This window comes from Neosynechococcus sphagnicola sy1, assembly GCF_000775285.1.
GTDB classification, from domain to species: domain Bacteria; phylum Cyanobacteriota; class Cyanobacteriia; order Neosynechococcales; family Neosynechococcaceae; genus Neosynechococcus; species Neosynechococcus sphagnicola.
Map to the genome: position 1 here is coordinate 1 of NZ_JJML01000006.1, position 19,630 is coordinate 19,630.

Annotated in this window: 22 protein-coding genes and 1 pseudogene; 8 read left to right on the top strand and 15 right to left on the bottom strand. The window is 52.7% G+C overall.

Going from position 1 to position 19,630, the window contains the following annotated elements; genetic code table 11:
• The 10 genes from DO97_RS24840 to DO97_RS03180 form a co-directional block, all read right to left on the bottom strand.
• The coding region (locus DO97_RS24840; RefSeq protein ID WP_239651399.1) for an Hpt domain-containing protein at positions 1-1,044 on the bottom strand (1,044 nt) is incomplete at its 3' end.
• A 30-nt stretch (positions 1,045-1,074) separates the two neighbouring features.
• The gene (locus DO97_RS03140; protein WP_036531093.1) at positions 1,075-1,806 is read right to left on the bottom strand and encodes a chemotaxis protein CheW; all 732 of its coding nucleotides are present in this window, start codon (positions 1,804-1,806) and stop codon (positions 1,075-1,077) included.
• A 27-nt stretch (positions 1,807-1,833) separates the two neighbouring features.
• Complete coding sequence (locus DO97_RS03145) at positions 1,834-3,543, bottom strand: methyl-accepting chemotaxis protein (RefSeq protein ID WP_036531094.1); 1,710 nt, start codon at positions 3,541-3,543, stop codon at positions 1,834-1,836.
• Positions 3,544-3,546: 3 nt separating this feature from the next.
• Complete coding sequence (locus DO97_RS03150; RefSeq protein ID WP_036531097.1) at positions 3,547-4,827, bottom strand: CheR family methyltransferase; 1,281 nt, start codon at positions 4,825-4,827, stop codon at positions 3,547-3,549.
• A gap of 17 nt (positions 4,828-4,844) precedes the next feature.
• On the bottom strand, positions 4,845-6,023 hold the full coding sequence (locus DO97_RS03155) for a methyl-accepting chemotaxis protein (RefSeq protein WP_239651401.1): 1,179 nt from the start codon (positions 6,021-6,023) through the stop codon (positions 4,845-4,847).
• 125 nt (positions 6,024-6,148) lie between these two features.
• Positions 6,149-6,445, bottom strand: a complete 297-nt coding sequence (locus DO97_RS23600) for a hypothetical protein (RefSeq protein ID WP_036531098.1) — start codon at positions 6,443-6,445, stop codon at positions 6,149-6,151.
• 61 nt (positions 6,446-6,506) lie between these two features.
• Entirely contained in the window at positions 6,507-7,043 is a 537-nt protein-coding gene (locus DO97_RS03165; RefSeq protein ID WP_239651402.1) for a chemotaxis protein CheW, read from the bottom strand.
• Between the two features lie 244 nt (positions 7,044-7,287).
• Entirely contained in the window at positions 7,288-8,178 is an 891-nt protein-coding gene (locus DO97_RS03170; RefSeq protein ID WP_036531100.1) for a tRNA (5-methylaminomethyl-2-thiouridine)(34)-methyltransferase MnmD, read from the bottom strand.
• A 216-nt stretch (positions 8,179-8,394) separates the two neighbouring features.
• Positions 8,395-8,721: a hypothetical protein gene (locus tag DO97_RS03175; protein WP_036531101.1), complete on the bottom strand. Its 327-nt coding sequence runs from the start codon at positions 8,719-8,721 to the stop codon at positions 8,395-8,397.
• Positions 8,722-8,848: 127 nt separating this feature from the next.
• Positions 8,849-9,088 carry a hypothetical protein gene (locus DO97_RS03180; RefSeq protein WP_036531102.1) on the bottom strand — a complete coding sequence of 80 codons (240 nt, stop codon included), beginning with the start codon at positions 9,086-9,088 and terminating at the stop codon, positions 8,849-8,851.
• 332 nt (positions 9,089-9,420) lie between these two features.
• Between DO97_RS03180 and DO97_RS03185 the strand changes: the two genes are divergently transcribed.
• On the top strand, positions 9,421-10,356 hold the full coding sequence (locus DO97_RS03185; protein WP_036531103.1) for an isoaspartyl peptidase/L-asparaginase: 936 nt from the start codon (positions 9,421-9,423) through the stop codon (positions 10,354-10,356).
• A gap of 40 nt (positions 10,357-10,396) precedes the next feature.
• Here the strand turns inward: DO97_RS03185 and DO97_RS23605 are convergent, their stop codons facing one another.
• Positions 10,397-10,543 carry a hypothetical protein gene (locus DO97_RS23605; protein ID WP_239651403.1) on the bottom strand — a complete coding sequence of 49 codons (147 nt, stop codon included), beginning with the start codon at positions 10,541-10,543 and terminating at the stop codon, positions 10,397-10,399.
• A gap of 37 nt (positions 10,544-10,580) precedes the next feature.
• The gene (locus tag DO97_RS20515) at positions 10,581-11,048 is read right to left on the bottom strand and encodes a GUN4 domain-containing protein (protein WP_052128324.1); all 468 of its coding nucleotides are present in this window, start codon (positions 11,046-11,048) and stop codon (positions 10,581-10,583) included.
• 120 nt (positions 11,049-11,168) lie between these two features.
• On the opposite strand from DO97_RS20515, the gene DO97_RS03195 reads away from it, so the two are divergent.
• Together DO97_RS03195 and psaK are read left to right on the top strand one after the other, a co-directional pair.
• A complete protein-coding gene (locus tag DO97_RS03195; RefSeq protein WP_036531104.1) occupies positions 11,169-11,741 on the top strand; it encodes a 2'-5' RNA ligase family protein in 573 nt (190 codons plus the stop codon).
• Between the two features lie 85 nt (positions 11,742-11,826).
• Positions 11,827-12,087 carry a photosystem I reaction center subunit PsaK gene (psaK, locus tag DO97_RS03200; protein WP_036531106.1) on the top strand — a complete coding sequence of 87 codons (261 nt, stop codon included), beginning with the start codon at positions 11,827-11,829 and terminating at the stop codon, positions 12,085-12,087.
• A gap of 122 nt (positions 12,088-12,209) precedes the next feature.
• Here psaK and DO97_RS03205 read toward each other — a convergent pair whose 3' ends face one another.
• From DO97_RS03205 to DO97_RS25775, 3 genes are read right to left on the bottom strand one after another with little or no spacing between them, the layout of a single operon-like run.
• Positions 12,210-12,545, bottom strand: a complete 336-nt coding sequence (locus tag DO97_RS03205; RefSeq protein ID WP_036531108.1) for a carboxysome distribution maintenance protein McdB — start codon at positions 12,543-12,545, stop codon at positions 12,210-12,212.
• A gap of 50 nt (positions 12,546-12,595) precedes the next feature.
• The gene (locus tag DO97_RS25770; protein WP_239651404.1) at positions 12,596-13,021 is read right to left on the bottom strand and encodes a ParA family protein; all 426 of its coding nucleotides are present in this window, start codon (positions 13,019-13,021) and stop codon (positions 12,596-12,598) included.
• The gene (locus tag DO97_RS25775) at positions 12,930-13,322 is read right to left on the bottom strand and encodes a ParA family protein (RefSeq protein WP_239651405.1); all 393 of its coding nucleotides are present in this window, start codon (positions 13,320-13,322) and stop codon (positions 12,930-12,932) included. The genes DO97_RS25770 and DO97_RS25775 overlap by 92 nt, the downstream gene beginning before the upstream one ends.
• 264 nt (positions 13,323-13,586) lie before the next feature.
• Here DO97_RS25775 and DO97_RS03215 point away from each other — a divergent pair, with 264 nt between their 5' ends.
• From DO97_RS03215 to DO97_RS03230, 5 genes and pseudogenes are all read left to right on the top strand, one after another.
• The gene (locus DO97_RS03215) at positions 13,587-14,126 is read left to right on the top strand and encodes a bacterial transcriptional activator domain-containing protein (RefSeq protein WP_036531162.1); all 540 of its coding nucleotides are present in this window, start codon (positions 13,587-13,589) and stop codon (positions 14,124-14,126) included.
• Positions 14,127-14,262: 136 nt separating this feature from the next.
• Positions 14,263-15,304 (top strand): annotated as a pseudogene (gene fni, locus DO97_RS03220) (type 2 isopentenyl-diphosphate Delta-isomerase).
• Positions 15,261-15,485, top strand: coding sequence for a hypothetical protein (locus DO97_RS23610; RefSeq protein ID WP_156120409.1), 225 nt, complete (start codon positions 15,261-15,263; stop codon positions 15,483-15,485). The pseudogene fni and the gene DO97_RS23610 overlap by 44 nt, the downstream one beginning before the upstream one ends.
• A gap of 107 nt (positions 15,486-15,592) precedes the next feature.
• Complete coding sequence (locus DO97_RS03225) at positions 15,593-17,032, top strand: hypothetical protein (RefSeq protein ID WP_036531109.1); 1,440 nt, start codon at positions 15,593-15,595, stop codon at positions 17,030-17,032.
• Positions 17,026-19,623, top strand: a complete 2,598-nt coding sequence (locus DO97_RS03230; RefSeq protein WP_036531111.1) for a hypothetical protein — start codon at positions 17,026-17,028, stop codon at positions 19,621-19,623. Before DO97_RS03225 ends, DO97_RS03230 begins: the two co-directional genes overlap by 7 nt.
• The last annotated feature ends 7 nt before the right edge of the window (positions 19,624-19,630 follow it).

Below are 19,630 nucleotides of genomic sequence, written 5' to 3' on the forward strand. Positions count from 1 at the left end.
TATCTGGGGGGAGGGAGGGAGAAGGCTGGTGTCCTTCGGGGGCACATGGGTGAGGGGGAGGGGAGAGGCTGTAACCAGGGCCGAGGGAGGGGGAGGGGAGGAGAAGCTGCTAGGCTTTTTAGCAACCATCAAAATCGCAGCAATGCGTTGCTTTGCAGCATCTAGGGTTTCTTGCTGCTGATGGAGCCACTGCTGGAGATCAGAGGGTTCGGTCTGGCTAATCCCTAACAGTAAATCGACGCCCTGGAGTAACTGATCAATGTCATCCGCGTCCAGCATCACCTTCTGATTCTGGGCAGCGACAAAGCAATCTTCCATCACATGGGCCAGATGGACGGCGGCATCAATGGAGACAACCCTTGCTGCTCCTTTGATCGAGTGAGCAGCCCGCATCAGCGACTCCAATGCTTGGGGGGAGTGGGTCTGAGCTTCTAAGGCTAGCAGCCCTGTGTTCAAAATATTGGCCTGGGCTTCCACCTCTAGGCGGAATAGGTCTAGCATCGACGTATCCCCAAGACTGGCAGGCTCTTCAGGGGTGGCCTCGGCAATCTCCCTGGGGGCTGATTCCGGGACGGCTAGGGGCAGGGATGCGATCGCGATCTCTAGGGGGAGTTCAGGGGGTGAGGGTCGCTGGCCGGGATGTAAATCATGGGCGATCGCTTCTAGGGTCGAGGCGATCTCTGGTTGGTTTGCTGCCAACCAGTCGGGCAGTTCCGTCTCTTCAACCTGGCTGATCTGGTGCAACCAATCCAAGCCTCGCCACAGCGTTGCAAATTGATCTGAAGGACGGGAAGTCAGGGGCAGTGCTACCAGACTGGTTTCTAAGCCAGAGGCCAGATTCACGGCAGCTTCAACTTCCAGGAGCTTAGCAATACCCTGAATGGTTCGAGTCGCACTTAATCCGGCTTCCATGACTGACGGGGAGGATGTACCTTCATCCAGTGCGGACAATCCTGCTCTCACCAAGGGAATTTGGGTCTGAACTTCTAACCGAAATAAGTCCCACAGGGAGAGTTCCTTGATGTCGCGTCCAGTTTCCGTCACAAGCTCTCCTCCGAGGTTGCCCATTGATACTTAAAAAATTTGCCGATTTAAGGTGGAAAACAATAGATCGGCATCGAGAAAATTCACGTTCTCGGTTTGCCAGGTTAGCACGCCTTGAGTGTAGGTCTCAGAGGCTTGGGAAATCACCACTGGAGGAGCTTGAAACTCTGATCGGTGAAAGCGGTAAATTCCATATATCTCATCCACGGGAAACACCCATTGATTCCCCCGGTGTTCGGTGACAATCAAGCGCTTGGAGTGGTTGTCTCCCCCCACACCAGCCGCTAATTCCTCCGGGGGCGTTAACTTCAACAAATGGCTCAGGGAGGCACAGAGCAACATTTCCCCGCGAATATTGAGTATGCCTAAAAACAAGGCATTACTACGATGGGGCACCGTATGAATGCGGCAAAGGTGGGTGACTTCTTGCAAGACGCTGACAGGCAAGGCCAATCGTTCATGGCTGAGTCGAAAGATAATCACCGAAATTGTATCGGTAGCGCGGTCAAGGGTTCTTTCTCCATGGCAAAGGGGCGCTGTGGTGGCTGCCAACACCTCTGTCCATTCTTGGAGATAGGCGGCAGGAGCGGCTCGTTCTAGCAAACTCCGACCGGCAGCAGAATAGACGGGACAATTGTGGCAGTGAATCACGGTTTTGAGTTCACCACAGGTGCGATCGCCCATGACCCCAATGCGATTCCAGCAATCATCCAAGAGCGGAATTGCTGCTGTTTCTGAGACTGTATGGAAATCACTATTCATCGCGTTCCTGCTGTATCCGTGGCAAAATCAATCATTTCTAGAAGTCAGCACTTTGAATCGAGAAATTTCTGTCCGTAGACCATTGGCAGCATCATCAAGCTGTTCTAATGCGCGATTGGTGGCTTGCAATGAATCGACCGTTTGCTGCGATACCTGACTGAGTTGCTCCATGGATTCACTAATTTGCTGAGCCCCCAAGGATTGTTCCTCCACACTCTGACTCACCTCCTCGAACTGTGGGGTCAGCCCCTGAACTTGCTGGATGGCTTCGGCAATCTGGTCGCTAATTCTACCCACATCTGCAACACTATTAACAACGGATGTAGTGAAGTTACCCATTTCCACCACCCCCGTCGAAACTGCCCATTGCATTTCTTTGATCATTTTTTCAATCTCTAGGGTCGCGACGGCGGTCTGATCGGCGAGGCGGCGAATTTCCCGCGCTACAACCGCAAAGCCAGTGCCGTATACTCCTGCCTTTTCAGCTTCGAGGGCCGCATTGAGGGAAAGCAAATTCGTCTGATCGGCCACAATTGTAATTGTGGTGATCACGCGACTAATGTTGGTGGCCTTGTCATTCATGACTTGTAACTTGGCGGAAATTAACTGAGTTGCTTCGAACAACTGACGCATCACCGTTTCCATGCGATTCAGTTCCCCTTGACTGCGGGCTGTAGCAATCTCAGTTTGGTCTGCCATTCCTGCCACCTGCTCCATGGTTTTCACCAGTTCTTTAGAGGTGGCAGCAATTTGATAGGCAGTTGTCGTCACCTGATTGGTTGAAGCCAGTTGCTCAGCCATGGTCGCTTCTAGATCTCTCCCTGATGCAGTAATTTGTGAAGTTGCCTCAGAGATTTGCCTCCCTGATTGCTGAATGCGATGCACCAAGGAATTTAAGTCTTTATTCATGCGGTAGAAAGCATTCTGCAACTGACCGATTTCATCTCGTTGATCAGCGGGGACAATTTGACTAGTGAGATCTCCGGCAGAGATTTTTTGGGCAATGTCTACTACCCCAGCAATCTTTTTACCCAAGGGCTTGGCAATGGTATTGCTAAAGAAAATAGCGAACATGATGGCAGTGCCTGGCCCTAGAAGAATGGCAATAAATGCCCAAAACTTGACATGAATTACATCCTTCGTCGAAACACGTTCTGTTTCATCCGCCAGATCTTCGTTAACCTTCAATACCTTTACGAGGGCCGTCGCCGCTTCTAGAAAAGGTTGATGATTGGCTTCGCCACGTTCCTGAAGCTGTCTAAAAGCTGCCAATGCAGCTCCAGAGTCTTCCCCATTCAGATGATGTTCTGCTAGCGTTTGATATTGTAAATTAAGCCGTAGAAACTCCAGATGAGCTTGCTCCCAGACCTTCCATTTCTGGAGAAATTCTTGGTATATTTTCTCCTCTAAGTCTGAGATATCAGCAGAGTTATACTGAGTGAACCCATTTTCAATTTGACTGAAGGCTAAGTCCATATGGGCAACATTAGCTGCCCGCTCGGCTTTGCTTAAATCAATATTCAACAAGCTTTGTTCTGACGACTGAATTTGAGTTTGACCTTCCCTGATCTTCCACAGGCCAGAAATACTGGGTAGGCTGTTGTTGGCTAAGGTATCAATGTGTTGACTTAGCTGTGAACTACTGCTTAAGCCAAACAAGGCCACAATGAGCACCAGCACCCCCATAAACATGAAGGCGGTGATCAGTCTTGCTTGCATGGATAAATTCTGGAACATCTCCTACTGCACTCCCGCTTCAAGACTGTGCTGCAAACGTTGAATCCGCTGCTGAAGGATCTGAGCGCTAATCAGATCGCCCTGATGTTGCTTCAACAACACCAAGTGAACCAATGCTTCATGGGAGTTAGGTTCCAGATACAGGGCTTTTTGAAAGCATTTCTCTGCCTGGGTATCCTCCTTGGTGGCCTGGTAGATCTGCCCTAATAGGAGGTAGGCAGCGGCACTGGTGCGATGCTGGCTCAGGTAGGTTTGACAGAGGGTTGCGGCGGTTGTCAATTGCCCTGCATTGGCTAAGGTTCTAGCCGTGTCCAGATCATATAGATCTTGGTCAGATTGTAATTGCGTGGGTGCTTGGCTCTGCAGTGGCAAGGGGGCTAGCTGCCTTTCTACCTTGGGGGATTGCTCTCGAAGATTGGGAGCAGATTGTGGGGATTTTGGGACTGAGAGTCTTGGTTGAGTCCTTTTTTTGAGTGACTTTTGAGACGGAGAGGTGGGAAGTAAGTCCACTGCAACTTTACGGAAACCAAAGGTAAAGGGTCGACGGATGGAAGTGTAATGGGGGGATGTGGCAAGTTGTCCGGTTTCAGAGGCTCCTAGAAATAACAACCCTCCCGACAACAGCCGCTGATCGATCGCTTGTAAGACCTGGGAACAGGCTTCTGGGTGGAGATAGATGAGCAAATTTCGGCAAAAAATAATGTCGTACTGCTTCGTCAGACGGGTCAAAACGGTCATCACATTTCCCTGTTGAAAATGTACCCGTTGGCGAATAAACGCACTCAATTCAAACCCCTCGGAGGTAGGCTGAAAATAGCGGCGGGGATCGATCCAGGCTTTGCCGCGGAAAGAATTCTTGGTATAAATACCCCGTTGGGCTTTGGCGATCGATTCATAGCTAATATCAATGGCATCGATGGCAAATCGCTCGGGGGGCACACCCGCCTCTAGGAACGCGATCGCGATGGAATAGGGCTCCTCCCCCGTAGAACAAGGGACACTGAGAATTTGCCAACGGCGGGCAGAATCAGCAACATAGTGCTGCAAATATTCAAAGGGTTTGCTATCTCGAAAGAACCAAGTTTCAGGAACCACCAGTTCCTCAATCAGGGCATCTAACTCGACACAGGAGGCTTGGACGCGCATCAGATACGTCTGTGGATCTGATAGTCCAGAGATGGCTTGACGGGTTGCGATCGCTCGGGCAATCCGTTTCAGGGTAATCGAGCTGGAATCGAAACCAATTTTTTGACTCAGTAACGTTGCGATCGCTGTTATGACCACAGCTGTCCTCCCCCTCCTTAAGCAGTCCTAAATCGGGCTATTTCCGACCGCAGTCCGTGGGCGACGCCATCCAGCCCTTCCAACGCCTGGTTGGTTTCTCGCAAGGCATCCGCCGTTTGCTGAGAGGCTTCACTGAGTTGCTCCATAGCCTCACTGATTTGCTGTGCCCCCAGGGATTGTTCCTCCATTGTTTGGTTCACCTGGTCAAACTGGGGGGTGAGTCCCTGTACTTGGTGAATGACCCGAGCAATCTGGTCGCTGATTCGGCCGACATCGGCAACGCTCAGAACCATTGACTGATTGAACTTATCCATTTCTACCACGCCCGTCGAGACTGCTGACTGCATCTCCTTAATCATTTGGGCGATTTCCAAGGTTGCAACCGCAGTTTGATCTGCCAGTCGGCGAATTTCCCGTGCTACTACGGCAAAACCTGCGCCATATTCTCCAGCTTTTTCAGCTTCGATCGCGGCATTTAATGACAACAGATTGGTTTGATCTGCAACCTTGTTAATGGCGGTAACTACGCTGTTAATATTGCTGGCTTTCTCACTCATGACACCAAATTTGGTGGCGATTGACTGGGTTGCTTCCGACAGCTTCCGCATCACGGACTCCATGTGGGTCAAATCTTCCTGACTGGCTCCCGCTGCCAGGGCTGTTGATTGCGATAGCTCCGCTACTTGCTCCATGGTATTCACGAGCTCTCTAGCCGAGGCCGCAATTTGATGGGCATTGGCGGTGACCTCGTTCGTAGAGGCGAGTTGTTCCGCAACTGTGGCTTCGAGTTGCTTCCCGGCAGCAGCAATTTGGGTGACAGAGGTACTGATCTGGACACCGGATTTTTGTGTTTGATAAATCAGGGAATGTAAATGCTTCTCCATGCGCTGGAAAGCCACCATCAGTTGACCAATCTCACTCTTGTCCTGTGTAACCATGATCGGTTGAGTCAGATCACCCGCAGCAATATTCTCGGCTGCGTGCACAACTTTAGGAAGCTGCCGCCGAATCGGTAAAATTGCCCATAATCCAAATAAAACAATGGCCAGAATCGTTAAGGCCGTCCCAACTAAAACCAGTAAGCGCAGGAATTGTCCTGCCTGCTCACTGGCTTTTGTATTTTCCTGAATCCTCTGGCTTAAAATTTTCTCAGCAGTGATGCGAGATGTTTCAATTTTGGCAACCCTCGGGAGCAAAATTAGCCGTCTTGCTTCCTCTATCTGGTTGTTATCGAGTAATAAATAAACCTCAGAAGTCAGGCGATCAAACTCACTTTCGATCCGGAGTATTTCATCCAGCGATTGCTGTAGCTCCGGCTCCCTCAGAATATTGAGAGTTTTTTTTCATGCTTCAGCATCGCCTCTCGTGCCGAGATATAGGCATCGCGGAATGCCTGATCTTTTGGCGCAAGAACTGACCCTCGAGTTGAGGAAATCAGACGGGCAAGGTCATAGGCAAATATATGTAAAATCTGTATTTCTCTGGTTGTTTCCTCTGAGTTCCGTTGCAGTTGAATTAAGTTTTCGGTACTGGCATAAATGCTGGCACCCAGTAGCAACAAAAAAGCCAAGGGAGCTGAGAATCCTAACAGTATTCGGTTGGTAATTTTGTTCAACATGGGGGAATTTGATGTCAATAGTATGTTGTTAATTAGACTCTATAGAATTTCAGATTTCAGATTAATTTTCACTACCTGTGAGTAAATTAGTATGCCGAGGGTCACTGAATAAGCACTCCAGTTTAATACATTGAATAATGCGATTGCTATCTATGATAGTGCCACTCAAGTAAGGGGCAGCATCAACTCGAACACCTAAATCCACAATTTCATCTTCCGATCGATTTAAGGTTTCCGTAACTCGCTCAGCCATCAGGCCCAATTGTTTGAGGGTGCCATCGGGACTGGTGTAATTAACAATCATAATCCGGGTACTCAAGTGGGAATGACTCGGACTTCCCTGAATTAGATGGCACAAATCAATCACCGGCAAGATGGTTCCCCGATAGTTGAATATCCCAGCTACATATTCAGGCAAGTGATGGACTTTTCGCAGACTAACTTTAGGGATAATGGCAACAATGGAAGAACTCTCGATCGCATAAAGTTCAGATTTGACATAGAACAAGAGCATTAACATACGTAACCCCATGGTCGCAGCGAAAATCATGATGGCATGAAATCCCATCAAGCGATCGCAAATGTCTGGAAACAGCAAGGGCGATCGCCCTCTCAGGTAGACCTCTCAGGTGCAATTGCAACCGTGAATTGCGTGGGAGTAAAGGTAACAGCCATCAGGGATTCTGCATCACGGTGTCTAGAAAAGACTTGAATATCGGGAGATTTGAGGAATATTTATGATTATCCCAATTATAGGAAAGCCTACCACTGATGTCAGACTGCGATCAGTATATTGGGCATTGATACCCCCGATCGGCATCTTCTATTCCAGGCATTTGGGTTTATCGGATGCTCCAGCGACGTCGCCACTGAGAGGTTGATTCTAAGGAGGAGTGCTGTTGCTCCGCTTGATGCCGTTGCAGAATCATTGCCGCGACATCGTCCAGGTGGGGGTCACGATAGGGAATTGCCGCCCTAGTTTGCAAGTGCTCCTGTTCCATGGGGGAGAGTGGATGTAAGCTCTGGGGATCAAACGCCGCCACCGTCCCGTAAGACCACTCATGGGAGCGATGACGCTCCCCAACAGGAATCGTGCCCAAACATAGCCCTGCTGCTAAAAGGGCTGTCCGTACCGCTGCCGAGCGGGAATAGGTGGCAAATTTGCCCTTGGGCGCAAGACAGCGCCCCACCTGCCCTAAAAACTCGATGGTCCATAGCTGGGGGCAGCGCCGGGGCGAAAATGGATCGAAGAAAATGGTATCGGCTTGCCAGCCCCACTGGTTGAGTTGTTGGATGGTTTGACGGGCATCACCGATCAGTAATGTTGCCTGTAGTCCAGAGGTTTGATACCCATAGTCATGGGCGATCGCCTTCAAGGCCGTTTGCACTGCGGGTGACCAGCTATCAATCAAAGGGGGGGCGATCGCCGCTCGGGGCACCGTCTCATCTAGCTCCAATCCATAGACCTCAACCTGGCAACGGGGGTTAATGCGCCAGATGGTCTCTAACGCCGCCGCCGTGTTGTAGCCGAGTCCATAGCAGACATCCAATAGCTTCAGGGTTTGCTGAGAAGCTCGCTGCTCCAGACCAGTTGCCTGGACAAATTTGAACAACGCCTCAGTTTTTGCACCTTCACGACTGTGAAAATGTTCGCCAAATTCTGGAGAGAAGAAGGTAAAAGAGCCATCATGGGTGGGTTCGGGCACCCATGGTGCGGGTTCTGGTTCCATCATCGATCAGCAAATCTTCCTACTTAAGAATGGTTTATGGAAGAGACATCAGGTCGATTGGTTGGTTTCCCCCAGAAAGGTTCTTCCTGGCTAGTGGATAAAAATGTAGCGTAGGGGCTACGGCAAAAAACAATCTTGGGACTCTGAATAACCGCGATCGCATAAGCACGCTAATCCCACCATGATCACCCCAGCCTTTTTATTTGGAAGAATTGAACGTCAAGGGTTAGGTGTAACCCCAAGGTGATCCATAACGTTAATTAATTGAGGCTTAAACTGTGAATCATGGCGGACTTTCACAAACTCTAACCATAGAGAATTTTCCTCATCGGAGTCTCCGGTGTCTCTTCTAAATGCGAGACGAAAATATCCATAATCTCCGGACTCAAAAGCTTGGAAAATTGTATCAAATGGCTCATTAGCGTTTATTTGTAAAATCTGTCTCATTAAATTAAGAATAACTTGTGCATGTATACTAGAAAGTTCAGGATTTATTTTTAGTTGCTGTACTTTTTCTAGATTAGACAAGGATATTTCCTGATCCATAACATTAATCTCCAAAAATTGGATCACAATTATTATTGGCCCCTAGAGACTATACAGCCTCTATGCTTGGTTTTTTGGCTGTAAGAGAGAAACCATCCCTTCTCTTGCCGATCGCGAAATTAAATGCCTAATTGTCGGTGTTGCTAGTGCCTAATCCCACCTCTTCCGCTGCTCGTTCCACCAAATTTGCTTGGTGATGGTCTGCTTCCTGACGGGTCTTAGCTAACCGTTCACGAGCCTCTTCTTCCACAGATCCGATCGCCTGGGAAAATTCTTCCGTCGCCCGTTCCACCAGGTTTTCTTGCAAATGTTCGTCTTGTTGACGGGTTTGAGTCAACTGCTCTCTGGCTTTTTCTTCTAAGTTCATAGGAGTACCCCCTTTTTAATGAATTGACAACTCTTCCGAAAAACCGGGAACCATGCTGGAGAGTGTGCCTCTTCCCCCTTGACCAACAAGGGGTCGAGATCATGATTTCTTCTATACTGTTTCATACGGAAGCATGTCTGACCATCATCGATAAAAAAGATCATAGAACCTAGCAAATCGCAATACAGGCAGTTTTGGGTTCTAGCGGAATTCCCCCCTGCCCCAAGGCTCCTTGCCCCATCATTTCAGTTGGATGAAAGTCCCCAGCCTTGTAGGATACTTGATCCTGCTGCTGCGTAATTTTTCATTGACCCGATCTCAGGATTGCCCACATGTCATTCAAGCAAGTACAACCCAAGCTGATTATTCACGGGGGAGCCGGAAGCTCTTTACAAGGCAAGGGAGGGGTTGAGGCCGTGCGCCAATCCCTGTTCGAGATTCTGGAAGCAGTTTATGCCCTGTTAGCGACCGGGGCGAGTGCTCAGGCTGCGGTGGTGCGGGGTTGTCAACTCCTAGAAGATAACCCCCGCTTTAATGCTGGCACAGGTTCAGTGCTGCAATCCGATGGGCAGATTCGCATGAGTGCCTCGTTAATGAATGGTGGTGCCCAGCGCTTTAGTGGGGTGATCAACACCGCGCGGGTGAAAAATCCCATCGAATTGGCTGAGTTTTTGCAGGATAGTCCCGATCGCGTGCTCTCTGATTACGGCAGTGCTGAACTCCTGCGAGAACTCCAACTCCCGATCTACAATCCCCTGACGGATTTGCGACTCCAGGAATGGCTGGCCGAACGGCAACAGAATTTCAGTCGTACCATGGCGGGAGTAGTTGCTGAACCTGCGGGGACGGGCACGATTGGGGTGGTGGCGCTAGACAGTCAAGGTCAATTAGCTGCGGGTACCTCCACAGGGGGGAAGGGCTTTGAACGCATTGGCCGGGTAAGTGATTCGGCTATGCCTGCGGGGAACTATGCCACGGCTGAGGCGGCGGTGAGCTGTACGGGCATTGGTGAGGATATTATCGATGAATGTTTGGCCGCCCGGATTGTCGTCAGAGTCACCGATGGACTGTCCCTGGTAGCTGCCCTAGAGCGCTCCTTTCAAGAAGCCCAACTGCGCCAACGGGATTTCGGAGCCATCGCCCTCGATGCCACAGGGGCGATCGCCTGGGGGAAAACCAGCGAGGTACTCCTAGCCGCTTATCACACGGGTGTCGGCCCCCAGGACACCTTAGAGATGGCAGCTGGGATGCAGGTAAGTTGCGGGTAAGATCTGTAAAATCACCGAGTTGCTGCGATCGCTGGAGCGTTCAAAAATCATCCAGCGCGCACCGCAACAACCGCCGAGAGAGGGATTGCCCCAATCCTTCTCGTTGGGGATAGTAGCCCTCAAACTCCGGGTTCTGCCAGAGGTTTCGAGCACTTTGGGTTCTCGTCCAAATTTCCCGCTGTACCATGAAGCCGTACTTGCGGTTGGAGTAAATTGTCCACAGCTTATTGATGAGTTTTTAAATCCAGGCAGGGAAATTCATCAATCTGTTCAGCACTGAGAAAACCCAACCCCTGAGCCTCAGTACCCGCAATTTGTAACATCAGGCGTTGGGTCTCGCGGTCAGCTTCTTCCCAAGCTGCTTGAGCCAAGAAGGTTTTGAGCACACTGTAATCGGCTCGAGACGTGGTCAACAGCCAGTGATCGGCATCAGAGAAGAACTCTCGGTGATCATGCTCGGTGGTGCCAGAACCGTTCGGTTGATTTTGCTGTAAGCGTAGGGCATCTTCGATCAAGCTGAGTCGTGTCATTAACGCCTCTCGCCCCCGTTTCAGGTCAGAATTTTCCCGGCACAGGCAGTCGTTGGTGCGCCGAAGTAGACTCAGCTGTGTTTGCAAGTCCCGAATTTGCTCCGCTTGCTGCTGTGATGTCAGAGCATGATCAGGTAGCCCAGGATCTGGAGATGGATTCATGCTTTTGGTCGCAACTGATAAGACATCTGAGACATCCTCTAACCTTGGTTTAGCAGTGATACCAATGATTTGTCATCCCCCCTACCTAGGGGAGTTTAACTTCGCCAAAACCGAGAACGGATGTTGAACACAGCTAACCAACGGTTTTTTATTGCTTTACTGCTGCCCCCCGCCATTACAACGGTGGCTCAAGATCTCCAGCAGCAGGTTGCCCATCAGTATCGCAGTCGCGCTGCCCTGAGATCGCCCCCCCACATTACTCTGCACCCCCCCTTTGAATGGCCGCTGTCTCAGGTGGATAATTTGGTAGCCTCTATCCAGGAATTTGCCGCTATTGAGCGGCCTGTGCCCCTAGTGCTGGAGGGATTTGCTGCGTTTCCCCCCAGGGTGATCTACATTCACGTTGACCAAACCCCAGGATTACTAGCACTCCAGCAGGCACTGCAAGCACACCTGACCGCCCAGTTGGGGATCACGGATACAGTTGCTCCTCAGCGATCCTTTATCCCCCATGTGACCATAGCCTTTCGGGATTTGACCCCCACCTATTTCCAGGTTGCCTGGGCAGAGTTTCAGCAGCGATCGCTGCGTTTTGAGTTCCTGGCTGAGGAAGTAACCTTATTGAGACACACGGGGCATTGCTGGCAGATCTACCAAGCATTGCCACTGCTGGGCAAAGATATTAACTATTAATGCGATATATCCTGACAGGTTGCGATTTTTGGTAAATCTTTACCTAAAGATTTTCAATCTTAAATAAATCGAAGGAGTGAATCCATTGTTGACTTCAACCTTACTCGCTGTTACCCCTCCTACCCTGGAATGGACCCCCTTGGTGGGATTAGTAATGATTCTTTGTAATATCCTGGCGATCGCCATTGCTAAGGTGTCGATTCAGCAGCCGAATGCAGAACCGGCGATGCCTTCAGCTAACCTGTTTGGTGGCTTTGGATTACCGGCGGTGATTGGCACTACCTGTTTTGGGCATATTTTGGGTGCTGGTACTATCTTAGGCTTGTCAAGCCTCGGTGTGCTGTAGCACCCGAGAGGGAAGCAGCCTCACGGTTATGTAGGCAGTGTAAAGTCCGGGATATTGATCCCGGACTTTTTCATCAGTGGAATCCGTTGATGTTCAGACTCAATAGCCGGATGGTTGAGCAATCACAACAACCACAGGGAAATACTGTCCTGTTTGGATTGACTGTCCAGGGTTTTGAGGCGCTTGAGTTCCTCGGCATGTTTTTGCTCTTGGGCTCGGAGGCGAGCAACCTGCACAATCTCCTGCATCACTTGGGGTTGCTTGACACACACAATGTAGGCGGCTTCTGCCAATTGCTCTTTGGTGATCTGTGCCTCAGAACACAGCCAACGGAGCGGGTGATCAACGGAATCGAGGGGGGCAAGTGCGGGTTGCCCAACCGCAGCCAGAGGGCTGGACGGAGCGATCGCTGGAGCGATATCCGTGGGGGTGATCGGGGCAGGCGGATCAAGATGCACGTCAACCAGCGACGCATCACGGGGGGGAACCGAGCTTCTAGTACGGTTTTTTAACCTATCGAGTGCGTCTCCAGCCATGTTGACCTCAGTAACTTCACAATTTGCTCAAAGGGATATTCTAATTGGGGATGCCCCAGGGTGGTGAGGGTGATCCCCAGATCGATGGCTTTCTTATACTGTTCCGATTCCAGAATCGAAGGTAGCAGGGGGATCGCTCCCGCTATATCTTGCATCACCTCAATACTACGGCGACTCTGATTGGTTTGAGTCCGTCCCAACCAGCGATCGCGAAAGGGTAACACCCCCAGAATCTGTCCGGTGAAGGCATCCACCGCTGTTAATTCTTGAATCAGTTCGAGGGTTCGCATCAGGGAGTTGACCCCTTTACTGGATGCCTCCGAGGGAATCACTACCACATCCGCAGCCCCCACCGCCGTCAGACTGATCTGCGATCGCTCGGGGGGGCGCATCCACAAGACAGACCTCAAACAGATCCGCCACCTCCTTCAGACGCTTTTTCAGGGTCACCGCTCCCATGCCACTGCTGGACAGAAATTCTTGAATCCCATCCAGGGCATCATCGGAGGGGATCAACCAGATCTGCGGCTCGACTTCATAAATGCCATCTTCAACCTTGACCTGGCGCTTTAACACCTCGAGTAAGGTGGGCTGTTGCGGCTGCACTTCATAGCCCAAATAGAACGTCAGGCTCGATTGGGGGTCGGCATCCACCATCAGCACCCGATATCCCAATTGCGCCAGATATCTGCCCAGCAAGAGGGTCGTCGTCGTTTTCCCTTGTCCGCCCGACAGAGACGTGCAGGTGATGGTTAACAAAGTCCTCCCCCATTAAATTGCAGCAGCAGTAACTCCAAGGTTTTCCCAGGTCTTGTACAACGGTTATGGCTCAGTGTAGAGGCAAACCCCAAGGGGGACAGGAGCCCTTGATCAATCTTAAAGTAGACAATAGGAGCAGTAAAAATTTCTGCACCCTCCGATTTGGCAATTTCTGTCTTTTTCCTTGGTCATGATCCATTCCCCATGAATTCCGACGACGCTGCTGAAGATTTACGACGGGTACAAACGCAATACCAGGCAGGGAAAGCCACCTTTGAGCGCGGAGATTACCGGCAATCGGTTCAACATTTAGAGAAAGCCGTTGCCCTGCTCGCCCGCAACTCCCGATTGGGGGGGGAAGTTCAAATTTGGTTGGTGACGGCCTACGAAGCCACTGGGCAAAGAGCCGAAGCGATCGCCCTCTGTCGGCAGTTAACCCGTCATCCCCACTGGGAAACCCGCAAACAGAGTCGTCGCCTGCTCTATATCTTGGAAGCGCCCCAGCTGGTGCGGCGACCGGAATGGTTAACCAAAATTCCCGACCTCAGCCGACTTGCGGACAATGAAGCTCCGGCTTTCTATGCTCAAGTCCCCGCCAAAAAACGCCCGACTAAACCTCAGCGTCCCCCGATGTTGCCGGAGCCGGTGGATCTGAGTCAGGTCAACACCCAGGATAATCAGTTCCTCTGGGTGGCGCTTGGCAGTGCCATGGTGATGCTGGTCGGGCTGCTGTGGCTGAGCTGAATCCACCTCCCCCGATGGCAGTCCCTGGCTCCAACCCAAAGGTCACGGGTGCTAAGGTGGAGAAGCAATTTTTCAACCTATCGATGCAACGGTGAAGGCGTTCAATCAGCAAGAAACGACGTCCCATGTAGGGGAGCTGGTAGAGTCCCTCGACGCTACTCAAACTCGCAAAGCCGATCACCTGCGGATTTGTCTCGGGGACACCGTCCAGTGTCGAGAGGTGACCACTGGTCTAGAGCGCTATCGGTTCACCCATTGTTGCCTGCCGGAGCTAGACTACAACGACATCCGGGTACAGACCACCTTCTTGGGCAAATCCCTCGGCGCACCGCTACTGATTTCCTCCATGACGGGGGGTAACAGAACTGGCTCGGGAGATTAACTATCGTCTAGCAGCGGTAGCTCAGCGGTATCAAATTCCCATGGGGGTAGGCTCCCAGCGAGTTGCCGTGGAAAATCCTCAGTTGTCACCAACCTTCGAGGTGCGATCGCTGGCTCCCGACATTCCCCTGTTTGCCAACCTCGGGGCAGTGCAACTGAACTATCGCTATGGGTTAGAAGAGTGCCTGCGGGTCGTGGATCTGCTGGCAGCCGATGCCCTGATTTTGCACTTGAATCCCCTTCAGGAGTGTGTACAAACCCAAGGAGATACCAATTTCCGTGGGTTGTTGGCGACCATTGCCACCCTCTGCCAAAAATTACCCGTACCTGTGATTGTTAAAGAGGTCGGGAATGGTATTTCCGCCTCGTTGGCGGCTCAGTTGATCGCGGCGGGTGTAGCCGCCATTGATGTCGCTGGGGCGGGGGGTACCTCTTGGGCCAAGGTTGAAAGTGAGCGGGCCACTGACCCTATCCAGCAGCGGCTGGGAATTACCTTCGCCGATTGGGGTCTACCAACCGCTGAGTGCATTACCACGATTCGGGCGATCTCCTCAGAAATTCCCCTGATCGCCTCCGGTGGGCTGCGGAATGGGCTGGACGCAGCCAAGACCATCGCCCTGGGTGCAGATTTAGCAGGCTTGGCCTGGCCCTTTCTCAGAGCCGCCCATGACTCAGAAGCAGCCCTGGACACCCTGGTACAGGTATTAATTGCCGAGTTAAAGACCGTGTTGTTTTGTACAGGCAGTGCTTGCCTTGACGATCTCCGTCGCCCTGGCATTCTTCAATCCGTGCCATAGGATCACCCTGCCCCTGAGGGATAGTCTTCGACCCTCAGAGAGTTCTAAACAAAACTATGATTGGCTGGCGCGGAGGTGTTCCTGTTCCCAAGTGCGATCGCAGGTGATTTGTACCGTTGAGAGATCGGACAGCGATCACCCTGGGGTTGCCCATCTGGGACAATTGACAGTGCTGGATTGACTCCCTCATGGGACGTAGAGATCCTTTGGGTGAAGTGTCCCCCGGAAAACGGCGATTGATCATCGCTCAGGCGATGATGAAGTATCCTGCTATTTCTCGCTGCTGGCATGAGTGCTCAACCAGATCGTCCCCTGCAATTGCAAATCCACGCTGGTAGCCATCAGGCGCAACTCTTGGAGGGCTTGGCAGTCTGGCGAGATCTGGGGCTATTGCCTGAAGCTGATCTCAACTTGGCGGTGGCATTATCGGCAACCCATCCAGAATTGCTGGCAGGTCTGGCCGCCTGGGTGAAACTGGGACTGCTCTCAGAACAGCAACTGCGGCGGTTGTGTCGGGAGCACCTCACCTGTGCAGTGCCTGTGCCAGCGCTTCCGACTCCAGCGGTGGCTTTACAACCCCAACAGGAGTTTGCCCCCACCCAACCATCGGCAACGGATTTTGCCCCTGCAGCTGCGGCGACCCAACCAACGCGATCTCCTGCTTCCAACTTCTTGAGTATCCTGTTCCAGCGGTTGGGGGCAGAGCTGAGTGTGGTATGGCTGTTGCTGCTGGGGGTCTTCCTGGTGGTACTGTCCTCAGGAGTATTGGCGGCGAGTCAGTGGCAACGCTTCTCAGCACCGGGGCAATACCTGGTGCTGTTGGTCTATACCTTCGGGTTTTGGGGTGCGAGTCTTTGGGCAGGACGCCAGCAAAATTTACATTTGACGACCCAGACGTTGCGCCTTGTAGGGCTGTTACTGATCCCCGTCAACTTTTGGGCGATCGACAGTCTGAGGGTGTGGAGTCATCCCCTGGGTTGGTTGATCAGTGCGGTTGCCGCCATCGCCCTGAGTTGGGTTTTCAACCGAGGCTTAGAGACGGTCACCAAGTCGATGCGGTGGGTGAGCATGGGCAGCAATTTTCTCCACTGGGGCTGGGGGGTGACAGGTCTGCCGATTGTCGCGGTTTATCTCGCAACCCTGGCGGCGATCGCCGTGATCCTGCATCAGGGAAGGCAGCGATCTCAGCCCCTGATGCCCTTAGCCATTGGTATTGTCCTCTATGGCTGGGTGATCCTGCTGCTGCGAGCCATGGCGATCGCAACGACAGCCTGGAGACCTGAATTAGGGTTGGCCATTGCCACATTAGGGTGGCTGCTGGGTTGGTTGGCCGCCCAACAACAGTCTCGGCAGCGGCAGAAGCCAGCTGGTAGTTCACTGCCCCCAGATCCTCTCTTCCTCAGTGCCAGCGGTTTTCGTTGGCTGGGGGGTCGGCTTGCTCTATCTGGGGTGGGTTCTTTGTGCTCCAGAACTGCCCTGGCAGGCGATCGCCGTCGGTGGATTGGGAATCTGGTTTTTAGCACTGGGGATCTCCCTGGTTGGCCCCTTAAGTCCCCCGAGGGATCAGCAACAACGGGGATTCCGGTTAGAACTCGCGGGGATGTTCTTCATTGGGGCCGTGATGGTGTTTCCCCTCTGGCAGGGGCTTCCCACCGCGTTGCGGCAGCAGGTGTTCACCACGCTGGCACACCTGACGTTGGCCAGCGATACCCCCGACCGCGTTGCTGAGTCTGGGCTGGTTTCCCTACCTCTTAGGAGTGCTGGGGTTTGGGGAATGGCTTCATCGCCAGCGACAATCGGGGATGGCAAATTTCACCCAGCGACTGGCCCTGGTCATTGGTGTGATCCTCACCCTGATCAGTCTGGTAAATCCGACCCTGCGGATGGTAAACCTAGTGCTTTCGACCATCACTTTGGCAGTGGTGACTCAAACCCGCAATCGCTCTCAGCAGTCTGGACTGGTTTATCTCACCCATGCCACTGGGTTGGCAGCACTGATCAGTGTGATCCGCTGGGGATGGCCAGATCTGGGGCTGCAAACCTGGTGTGGTCTGTTGGTGTTGATCCTGCTCCTGGAGTGGGTCGGGAGTCTCGGGGGGGCAATGACTCGGCGGTGGCTGACCGCTGCCACGGCTCCCCCTAGCAGCGCAGAAACCCTGTGGCAGCGCAGTGGCTGGCACTTTGGTCTTGTCCTGGCAGTGCCAAGCTTCTATGGTCTGTTCTTTAGTCAGTTTGACCCCAATAGCGATCTCGGCGGTGGCTTACTTTGGTTTCTAGTGCCGCTGGGTTTGACCCTGGTAGGCCGCTACACCAATGTTCCAGGGCGACGGAACTTTACCCTCTGGCTCAGTCTGATGTCATTGGTGGTTGCTCAGAGTTTGACCCTATGGGTACCCGGAGAACGGCTGCTGGGGGTCGGGGTCGCTACCCTGGTGATGCTGGTCAACACCCGCTGCTTACAACGCATTGCTGCCGCGGTGGTGACGGTGGGGTTTGGCTTGAGTGTCCTCCTTCTCTTCCTCCTGGAAGCTCCCCCCCGGTTGCCCGTCCTGAAATTTACCGATTGGTTGCTCACAGGGGCGATCACTGTTACGGGGCTGTGGCTGCTCCATACCTGGTTACGCCGCCGCAGTCCGACTCAACCCCTTGCTCGCCTCTATGTTCCGGCGGTAGATGGCTGGGCGATCGCCCTCTGGGGATTGACCTGGGTCGGTCTCCTGCTCCATACAGCCTTGGCCTATACCCACCAGTTACCTGCTGCCAATACCTGTCTGGTCAGTAGCGGCTTATTGGGGGTGGCTGTGTTGCTGCGGAGTTGGCGACAACCCACTCTCTGGAGTTTGGTAGCGGCCAATGCCGCCTTTGAGCTGGTAATGGCGGCGGCCATTGTCCGATCGGAGGGTTCGATCTTAGATCTGGCGATCTCCAATATGGGGTTAGCACTGCTGCTCTGGCTGGGGGGGGAAGTCTGGCTCACCCGCCAACCCTCTAGGGACATTCAATCCGGGTTAAGGTTGCTGCCGCTTTTCTATGCATTGCTGGCAATGGGTCTCCGCTGGGAGCAATTCACCCCCTGGACAGGACTGATGACCCTTGGGGCTGCTGTGGTGGGTTTGGGCGTTGCTAGCAGACCCTCCCCATGGCGTGGGTTGCAGTACTGCTCCCTGTTAGGCATTACCCTTGCTTGGTACGAATTAGTCATCTATCGACTCCTGAAAGCATCTGGGGGAGCCTTGGCCGATGGCCTGATTGTCCTCGCAGGGGTGGCGGCATTGATTACCCTCGTCTATTGGCTGTTGGCCACTCAACGGCTACCTTGGCTACGCCTGAACTCAGGGATGCTAGCGATCTCTGCTCATTGGCATTGGGGGCTGGGGAGTGGATTGCTGGGAACCGCCATTTTGTCTTCTCTGATCCAGCGGCCTGACCTCAAAGGTCTGGGAATGGGGATTAGTGTGCTGCTGTCTGGCTATGCCCTCGGCCAAGGACGGGGTCAAATAGCAGAGTCTGGCCTGAAAACCTGGGTATATTTGGGACTGGTTGAGGGGTTGGTGACCGCCCTCTATGCCCGCCTACTCTGGCAGCAGCTCTGGATTTTTGACCCGTGGATAGCGGCGATCGCCTGTGGGGTAGGGGCACTGCTGCTCAAGCTTCCCTGGCAGGCTTGGGGGTGGCCGCAGCAGCCTTGGCGGCGCGCTGGCCTGGGCTTGCCCTTCGTGATCGTGATCATGACCAGCGGCAGCATCCACTCCATCAGTTTGTTGGTAGTTGCTGCATACTATACCTGGGTTGCCCGACGGCTGAACAATCGGCGGTTAACTTACCTCAGCGTGCTACTGATCGATTGGTCCTGTTGGCGCTGGTTCCGAGATCTGCGGCTGCACGATCCGCTCTGGTATGTCATCCCCTTGGGATTGTCGCTGCTGTACATTGCGGAGGTTGATCCAGGGTTGCAAGCACCGGAATCTAAGGGGAAACGGCATCTGCTGCGGCTGTTCGGTATCGGCCTCATTGAGGTCATCGGGTTATTCACCCAAACCGGGTTTGGACTTATTCCCTGGGGGTTAAGCCTGGTTGCCATTGTTGCCGGACTTGCCTTGCGCGTCAGAGCCTATCTGTACGTAGGCACCGCCATATTTATGCTGCATACCCTCTATCAGTTAGTGCTGTTGATCTTCAAGTTAGCCTTCTTAAAATGGGTGATTGGGATTTTAGTCGGGATTGCGTTTATTTGGGTGGCGGGGAGCTTTGAAACTCGCCGTGATCAGGTTGCGGGGCTGGTGAAAACCTGGTTGCACGACTGGGATCAATGGAGCTAATCGAGGT